This is a genomic window from Pedobacter sp. 01T416_2, assembly GCF_056398925.1.
In genome coordinates this window covers 1-8462 of the sequence record NZ_JBFTQI010000374.1, presented here as the reverse complement: position 1 = coordinate 8462, position 8462 = coordinate 1, and the positions used below count along the sequence as shown (strand labels likewise).

Annotated in this window: 8 protein-coding genes; 1 reads left to right on the top strand and 7 read right to left on the bottom strand. The window is 39.0% G+C overall.

Annotated features, from left to right (window positions below; all coding sequences use genetic code 11):
* Positions 1 to 2617, top strand: a 2617-nt coding sequence (gene cphA, locus AC1DPQ_RS15880) for a cyanophycin synthetase (RefSeq protein WP_477578437.1), incomplete at its 5' end; no start/stop codon positions are given.
* A 196-nt stretch (positions 2618 to 2813) separates the two neighbouring features.
* Here the strand turns inward: cphA and AC1DPQ_RS15875 are convergent.
* The 7 genes from AC1DPQ_RS15875 to AC1DPQ_RS15845 form a co-directional block, all read right to left on the bottom strand.
* Positions 2814 to 3269: a PA2169 family four-helix-bundle protein gene (locus tag AC1DPQ_RS15875; RefSeq protein ID WP_477578439.1), complete on the bottom strand. Its 456-nt coding sequence runs from the start codon at positions 3267 to 3269 to the stop codon at positions 2814 to 2816.
* 104 nt (positions 3270 to 3373) lie between these two features.
* Positions 3374 to 4291, bottom strand: a complete 918-nt coding sequence (locus AC1DPQ_RS15870; RefSeq protein ID WP_477610185.1) for a glycosyltransferase family 2 protein — start codon at positions 4289 to 4291, stop codon at positions 3374 to 3376.
* Positions 4292 to 4453: 162 nt separating this feature from the next.
* Entirely contained in the window at positions 4454 to 5215 is a 762-nt protein-coding gene (locus AC1DPQ_RS15865) for a class I SAM-dependent methyltransferase (protein ID WP_477578445.1), read from the bottom strand.
* 13 nt (positions 5216 to 5228) lie between these two features.
* Positions 5229 to 5876, bottom strand: a complete 648-nt coding sequence (locus tag AC1DPQ_RS15860; RefSeq protein ID WP_477578447.1) for a class I SAM-dependent methyltransferase — start codon at positions 5874 to 5876, stop codon at positions 5229 to 5231.
* Entirely contained in the window at positions 5873 to 7198 is a 1326-nt protein-coding gene (locus AC1DPQ_RS15855) for a flippase (RefSeq protein WP_477578448.1), read from the bottom strand. The genes AC1DPQ_RS15860 and AC1DPQ_RS15855 overlap by 4 nt, the downstream gene beginning before the upstream one ends.
* A 78-nt stretch (positions 7199 to 7276) precedes the next feature.
* Entirely contained in the window at positions 7277 to 7894 is a 618-nt protein-coding gene (locus AC1DPQ_RS15850) for a hypothetical protein (RefSeq protein ID WP_477578450.1), read from the bottom strand.
* 45 nt (positions 7895 to 7939) lie between these two features.
* Positions 7940 to 8452, bottom strand: a complete 513-nt coding sequence (locus AC1DPQ_RS15845; RefSeq protein ID WP_477578452.1) for a DUF1569 domain-containing protein — start codon at positions 8450 to 8452, stop codon at positions 7940 to 7942.
* Positions 8453 to 8462: the final 10 nt, after the last annotated feature.

Sequence of the window (8462 nt, the reverse complement as noted above, 5' to 3'; positions counted from 1 at the left end):
CATGAAGATATCAAACATACAAGTATTAAGAGGGCCAAACATATGGTCAATTAGCCGGAAAAAACTGATCCAGATGCGTTTAGATCTGGAAGATTTGGAGCAAAAACCAACTAACGTTATTGAGGGATTTAGTGAGCGGATAGAGAAATTGTTACCCAGCATGTTTACACATCGCTGTTCTAAGGGAGTTGAAGGTGGCTTTTTCACCCGGGTAAAAGAAGGGACATGGATGGGGCATGTAATTGAACATATTGCCTTGGAAATTCAAACTTTGGCGGGCATGGAAACTGGTTTCGGCAGAACCCGCCAAACTAAAACTGAAGGCATTTATAATGTGGTATTCAGTTATCTGGAAGAAAAGGTTGGTGTTTACGCTGCTGAAGCTGCAGTTAAAATTGCCGAAGCCCTGATTAATAACGAAGAGTACGATTTGGAGCACGACATCCGAAGGATGAAGGAAATACGTGAGCTGGAAGCATTAGGGCCAAGTACAGGTTCTATTGTGGAGGAAGCCGTAAGTAGAAGTATTCCATGGATCAGATTAAATAAAAGCTCTTTGGTGCAATTGGGATACGGTAAAAATCAGGTACGTTTTAGGGCTACCATGACCGAAAAAACAAGTAGCATCGCTGTAGATATTGCCAGCAACAAGGAAGAGACAAAACGTTTGCTTACCGAAGCTGCCATTCCGGTAGCCTCTGGAGTAACGATTTCAAATCCTGATGATCTGGAAGCATCTGTTAAAAAGGTTGGATTTCCTTTAGTTTTTAAACCACTTGATGGCAACCACGGTAAAGGTGCAACCATTAATGTGAAAACGATGGAAGATGCGGTTGCCGCTTTCGAATACGCCAAAACGTATTCGCGAAAGGTAATTATAGAAAAATTTATTACCGGTTTCGATTTTAGGGTACTGGTAATCGATCATAAAGTTATTGCTGCCGCACAACGCGATCCTGCACATGTTAAGGGCAATGGAATTCATACGATCCAAGAATTGATCGATAAGGAGAATGAAGATCCACGCCGTGGTTATGGTCACGAAAATGTGCTAACTGAAATTGCTGTTGACCGGGATACTTTGGATCTGCTGGCCAAAAAAGAATATACCTTAGAAACTATTCCCGAAAAGGGAGAAGTGGTTTATTTAAAATCTACTGCAAATTTAAGTACAGGCGGGACATCTATCGATGTAACTGACATTGTACATCCACAGAATATTTTTATATGTGAAAGGATTTCGAGGGTAATCGGATTGGATATCTGCGGTATCGATATCATGGCGCAAGACCTTACCCAGCCATTAACCGAAAACGGAGGTGTGGTTTTGGAAGTTAATGCAGCACCAGGATTCAGGATGCACCTTGCACCAAGTGAAGGCTTGCCTAGAAACGTAGCTGCATCGGTTATTGACATGCTGTATCCACAGGGAAAATTGTCACAGATTCCGATTATTGCTGTAACCGGAACAAACGGAAAAACCACTACTACACGGTTAATTGCGCACATTATCAGAAGTAATGGTAAACGTGTAGGTTTTACCACCAGTGACGGTGTGTATGTGCACAATACGATGCTAATGAAAGGTGATACCACTGGACCGGTAAGTGCTGAGTTCATTTTAAAAGATCCAACAGTTGAATTTGCGGTATTAGAAACCGCCCGTGGTGGAATTTTAAGAGCTGGACTGGGATTTAATGCATGTGATATTGGCGTAGTAACCAATATCCAGGAAGATCACTTGGGTATTTCAGATATCCATAATCTTGACGATCTGACACGTGTCAAAGCGGTTGTGATCGGGGCAGTGCGCCGTAAAGGTTGGGCAGTATTAAATGCCGATAATGGTTATTGCGTTCGCATTGGCAAAGATGCGCGCTGTAATGTTGCTTATTTTAGCATGGATGAAAATAATCCGGTGATTAAAGAACATTGTAGAAAAGGTGGAATTGCCGCCATTTATGAAAACGGATACATTACCATTAAAACAGGCGACTGGAAATTGAGGGTAGATAAAGCCACGCACATTCCATTAACTTTTGGTGGTTCCGTGAATTTTATGATCCAGAATGTGCTTGCAGCAACACTGGCAACCTATTTATGGGGCTATAAACCTGAAGATATCCGTTTATCGCTGGAAACATTTATTCCTTCTGCGGCGCATACCCCGGGAAGGATGAATATTTTCAGGTTCAAAGAATTTAAGGTACTGGTCGATTTTGCGCATAACCCTGACGGATTTAATGGCGTAAAAGGTTTCTTGCAAGGTGTAGAGGCAACCGAACATGTAGGTATTATTTCGGCAACAGGAGATAGAAGAGATGAGGATATTATCGAAACTGCCCGCATTTCTGCTCAGATGTTTGATAAAATTTATATTTGTCAGGAGAAATATCTCCGAGGCAGACAACAACAAGAACTGGTTGACCTGCTGGTAAAAGGCATCAAGGAAGTTGATCCGGATAAAGAGATCATCATTAACAATAAAAGCACCGAATGTTTGCAGATCGCGATCGAAACTGCTAAAAAAGGCTCTTATTTAACGATTCTAAGTAACACCATCGATAATACGATCCAGCGCGTTACCGAACATTTAGATCGGGAATTAGAGTCGTAATTCTTAACTGATTTAGTTCCTAAGAGATCGTCACCCTGACCTGTAGCGCAGCGGAAAGCTACGAAGTAAATTTATTTCAGGATCTTTAAAAAAAGATGCTGACCACGTAGTAGCTACAAGACAATTAAAAATGCTACTTCTAAAACCTCCTCCGATAATAAATCGAAGGAGGTTTTTCTGTTTTTATCTCGGTCACTTATGCTTGAGCATCACGTAATCTTTTAATTTCATCATGCGATACTCTTAACGATGCTTTTTGGTCAGAGATTAAATCTCTGATATTTGAAGGAATATCCTCTTCCTCTAATGCCATTTTATATGCATTTTGTGCTGCATCTTCTCCAAACTCACAATTGTTTAAAACAGTTTTACGGTCGTGGCCGGTAAATAATGCCTTAACATCCATCCATGCCCGGTAAATTTTTCCGGAGTTTGTTGTTCCGGTTTCGATATCCTCACCCAATGCAGCTACTTCTGCAGCCAAAGCCATTTTATATTTTTGACTTTCGGCAATCATATTTAAAAATAGCGTTTTCAGATCGGCATCTCCATCCTTTAATTCCTGACGGGCTTTTTCATAACCTTCAATACGATCGTTATTAATTTGAACCAGATCGTTTAATACCTCTGCTGTTGCTGTTGTCGTTTTCATGTTTTTTTATTTTATAGTTTCGATGTATAAAAGCAACATGAACAATTAAAAAAAGGTTTGTCATTTTTTTTAATTGTCTACAACAGTGAGCTATATCAGCTTAATTATTTCTTTGAAAAGTATTGTGCCAGCTTTTCTTTAACAAAACGCCTAACACGGGTTACCATATTGCCTTTCCGTTTAATCAAAAAGCTTTTGATGGCTTTGTATGCGATGGGGTCTTCTGCTATTGTGGTCGGAAACTCAACAATGGGCTTGGGGTTGATAATTACGTTGTAGATATCATTTATTCCTGAGTGCACGCCAGTGCCATCATGGCCAATATTGTTAACGAGTGATTGCGATGGGTTAAGTGTGATGCCTCCTTTTAAAAAGATAGAAGCATACCATCTAATTGCCCAACTGTTGTTTTTTCCCTTCTTAAACGCTAACATCTGTTTCCAGAAGTTCATTTTATTGTCGATGGAAAATGCAGCTCTTTTCTTTTTATCAAACTGTTTTATAAGGATGTTAATATCTGGTTCGAAGTTTTTCCACGCCCTTCCCCATGTGGCCCAACCCCAACTTGTGGCCGCCCGGTAGAAAAACGATTGCGAAAGTTGATCTGATTTTAGAGGATACATGTAGGCCCCAATATGCATTACTTTTTCCTCTTCGCGGTAATGGCTTAAAGCATTGTTGAAATAGGCTAAAGTATGGGGAGAGGTAACCAGATCATCTTCAAAAACAATTACCTGATCGTATTCTGCTATTAATTGGGTTACCCCTGTAATTACCGAATTGGCTAAACCTGCATTTACCTTGCTTTCGATTACTTTAACCGATTTAAAACCTTCTGTTTTTTTGATGATTTTTCTTACTTCAGCAACTTTTTCTTTATCCTGATCTGTTTTGGCACCATCAGAAAAGATATACAAATGGCTTTGTGCTGCCAATTCATTTTGTTGCAGGAATTGTAACGTACGCTCGGTGTGCTGCGGGCGGTTGTATACGAAAAGTGCTATTGGGGCAAGGTTTTGCATTTTTGTTTTTTATCAATTAAGTTTATCAATAAACTGCTCAGTTTCTTCGTCATTTCGACTGGAGCAACGCGGAATGGAGAAATCTTTAAATTATGTTAAGAATCAAGCTATAAGATTTCTCGGCTTCGTTGCACTTCGCTCGAAATGACGATCGCCCTACTCCTAAAATATATGCAGATTATGGTCAGATTTTTTGGTTAACACCGTATAGGCATTGGCAAACTGTTCTTGCTTTTTCTTCCCAAACAAGTTACCCAAAGTTTTTTTAATCTGGTATTCCAGTTCGATTTTTAAGTTTTTAGAAAAAGTTTTAGGTGCTTTTCTATTAATAAACTCATTAAACTTTACCGTTTCTGGTGCAGTCATCGAAACTTTATCTTCTAGAATTTCTAAACCTTCACTCTGCAGCAAGAACCTCAAGGAAGTTGGGGTGTACATGTTAATGTGCCCATAATCCAGAAAATGTTTCATTCTTTGGTCTACACCAAAGCGATAATCTTTAGGTACTTCAACAACAATATATTTTGCTACCCTTTTCAATTCACGGATCAGGATCCTTTCGTGTTCTACGTGTTCTAAAACGTGCGCAAGAATAATCAGATCAAATGCATCATCTTCATAAGGGATTTTATACCCATCAAAAGTTTGTGCTTCTTTTAAACTGGCGAGGTTACGGTCTTTTATAATGTCGACACCACTTTGTGCAATTTCTAAAGCATACAGTTCTGGTGCGAAATGCCATTCATTTAAAAAATGTAAAATGCTGCCATCTCCGGCGCCAACCTCAAGCACTTTTTTAGGCTTTAACCCTTTGCAAACATCAACAATATTCTGTGCTTTATATTTTGCGCCAAGCATTCTCCATGCTACATCGCTATTGGTATAAAAATTATCGTAGGCCGTTTTTACTTCTTCGCTTAACATGATGCTTACTGATTTAAATACCTAAACAATTATCCGTTTTATAAAAAACTGAGGTTGCTTTTTCGTAAAAAAGGCCTGGTGAAATCCCACTGAAGCTGATTTCTTTGAAACCTTGAGCCTTTAAAAGCACACGGGCAGGATGATATACTTCACGTTCACTATCATCCAAAACTAATACTCCGCTTTCTGATAGTGCATCAGCGCTATATTTACAACAGTTTACACGGTCGCGCCCATCAACAATAATAATGTCGAATTTTTTATCGAGCAAGGTTGCTTTTTTGGCATATTCCCCATCTTTTTCCAAATGGCAGAATATCATCTCAGCATTGGCCGGACTTGTATTTTTTACTTTATCAAACCAGCCTTTATCGTGCTCTACAGAAGTTACCGAACCAGCCCTTTCAGCATAAAAAATAGTAGAACTGCCAGAGCCATATTCGAAAATATGCTGTGTTTTGTTTATGCGTTCTTTAATAAAATCGATAAACGAATAGGTTACCCATGGCAATGCTTTTCCTTGCCCGTCTACGGCCTGTTTTTTATCAAAAGCCGTAAACCAGCCAATGCTGTTCAGATAGCCTTTATGTCCGTATGATAATAATGCCTTAAGCCTGCTTGGCTTTGCAATTAATGTGGTTAATGCTTTAAGAGTACTCAACGTTTAAATATTTTTTGAAATGCGGTGACCAAAAATAATGATTTTAACATCATTATACCTTGTTGACGAAGTTTAGGGATAAATAGTATAAAAAAGGCCGAAATAAAGTATGCGATTACTGTAGCTATTGCTGTACCCATCATTCCCATTCTTGGGATAAGGATAATGTTTAAAATGATATTTACAACCGCCCCTATTCCTGTTCGGATAAAAGTTAGCCGGCCAAAATTTTCTGCTATTAAATACTGTCCGCTTGCTACACCAAGAAATATGAAGGCAGAACCCCAAACATGAACCGACAACACAGGTGCGGCATCAGCAAATTCTGGTTTAAAATAACTATAAATGAACGGCGAGGCAAAAGTTATAAAAATGGCAAAACTTAAGCTTAACCAAACCATTAAATCGTATAAATTCTGAAGTCTCTTCTGATAACGTTCCTTATCATCTCTCCTCGCATTTAAAATTGCAGGAAAGAGTGATGAAACGATAGCAACAGGGACGAAGTTTAAAGCCTCGCTAAAGTTGACCACTGTTGCATAAGCACCCGCCTCGGCTGTCCCTTTCGCACCTAAAATCTGCTTAAGCATAATCTGATCAATTTTCATATAAACTGAAACCATTATGCCAGAAATGATCAGTGGCCATGAAAGGGAGAAGAGTTTTTTAGCCAATGTTTTTTCAAATCTCCAATTCAGAATACTTCTATTTTTTCTGTTATAGGTAATAATATAGCCTATAGAAAGTAAAACGGTATCAAAAAGAAAAGCAAAAAAGAAATAGCTGATTGGCGAATTTGTGTAGATTAAAATAATTTTTATTGCAGCAGAAACTAGATTCCCAATAATCTGCACCTGCATAATGTATTTGGATTTTACTTCTGATTGAAAATAAGAATCGATTACAGTAAAAGATTGAAATACACCAACAAACGAAAGCAATAATATGAATTGATATTGGATGTCCTCAAGTGGGTAAATGAGCCATGCAAGTGAAATTAAAGGAATGCACATAAAACCTGCAAAAGCTTTCAACCCAAATGCTGTGCCTAAGATCTGATCCCTTTTCTGCGGAAACTGGTGAAGTTCTTTTACAATAAACTGATCTAAGCCGAGGCCCGCCAATGCTGCGAATAAAAAAACATAAGCGATTGATGTAGTGAGAATACCATTACCATACGACAGCAAATAGTTTGCAACCGCGATATTCGTTAGCATTTTTATTCCTAAACTGCCAACTTTCCCGATCAAAAGCATTCCTGTATTTTTAAAATACTTTATTAGTGCTTCTTGGTCAAAACCTTTTATGGCGGGTAATTTCATTAACGCAAAGATGTAAAAAAATGTGCGTTAAGTTAGGTGCTGAATATTCAAAATATTAAGTACACAATATATGTACTATTATTTCCCTTCACTTTTTGTCTCTAGCGCTTTTGTTTCTGTTGTTTTGGTTTCGGGTGTTGGTACAGGAACAGTATTTACCACCGGGGCAGGTTTGCTGTTTAAAGGTGCGCCTACAGCAATATCGCAGCGATGGTTGGGCTGGCCGTGAGGTGGGTTCAAACCCTTTCCTGTTTTTATCGCTAAAGTTTGTTTCACTACAGCAGGCTGTGTGGTCACTACTTGTGTTGGTTTGCTATCCAGGGGTGCCCCAATAGCTATGTCACACCTGTGGCCAGGCTCTCCATGTTTAGGATTAAGTTTTTTACCTGATGTATTTACCATAGGAGGCGCCGGAACAGTTACCGGTTGTGGAGTAGCGCTTTTTTGTGGTTGAACGGCGGCTGTTTGGTGTAATGGTGCGCCAACTGCTAAAGCACAGGTATGGCCGGCATCGCCATGTGGCGGATTGAAAATTAGGTTAGTTTTGGCACTTTGCGCTGCGGGTTGCGCAGTATTGCTTTTTTGAAGTCCCTGTATTCCCGTAGGTGTTGGAATAACAGCTTGAGCAGTTTCTTTCTTTTCGCTATTACAGGCGCAAAGTAGCGTTAGGGCTAACAGGTAAAAAGCGTTTTTCATGGGACTGAGATTAATTTACTCAAATATGGCGAAATTAATTTAGGTCTAAAAACTCTTTTCTATTCTTTCTAGCTGCTTGAGGTGATGTTTTAAATGAATTTCGATAAACCTTAGCCATTGTTTGGCATTTAGATAACCTAGTCGTGGGTGTTTTGTTTTACAATTGGCTTTTGCATGGGCAATTAGAGGATAATTATCATCAAGACCTTTTTCAAACTCTAAAATAAAATCGAGGGCTTCTGTTTTGCTGATTTTTTTAACACGATCGGCCAGTCTTTTCGGAACTTTATACTTTTTTGACGGCGGCAGGGTGCCTAAAAGCAAAATCAGTTTTACAATAAAAAGTGTGGGTTTGTTTTCACCTTTACCACTTGCTGCACGTTCAAGTGCAATTAAGGAGAGCAGGCTTGAATCGAAAATATGCGAATATACTTCGCTGTAACTCCATCCGGCGATGGGTGGCGTGGTTTGAAAAATATCCTCGGAATAGTAAGATAATTTCGATTTATAGGCATCAACAATTTTATGTATCGATGCCTTTATTTTTGCAGCCGTCATTTAATAAAGA

Coding starts and splice junctions, on each gene's coding strand:
- AC1DPQ_RS15865 (WP_477578445.1), bottom strand. CDS start 5,215: ATGTTAAGCGAAGAAGTAAAAACGGCCTACGATAATTTTTATACCAAT.
- AC1DPQ_RS15875 (WP_477578439.1), bottom strand. CDS start 3,269: ATGAAAACGACAACAGCAACAGCAGAGGTATTAAACGATCTGGTTCAA.
- AC1DPQ_RS15850 (WP_477578450.1), bottom strand. CDS start 7,894: ATGAAAAACGCTTTTTACCTGTTAGCCCTAACGCTACTTTGCGCCTGT.
- AC1DPQ_RS15870 (WP_477610185.1), bottom strand. CDS start 4,291: ATGCAAAACCTTGCCCCAATAGCACTTTTCGTATACAACCGCCCGCAG.
- AC1DPQ_RS15845 (WP_477578452.1), bottom strand. CDS start 8,452: ATGACGGCTGCAAAAATAAAGGCATCGATACATAAAATTGTTGATGCC.
- AC1DPQ_RS15855 (WP_477578448.1), bottom strand. CDS start 7,198: ATGAAATTACCCGCCATAAAAGGTTTTGACCAAGAAGCACTAATAAAG.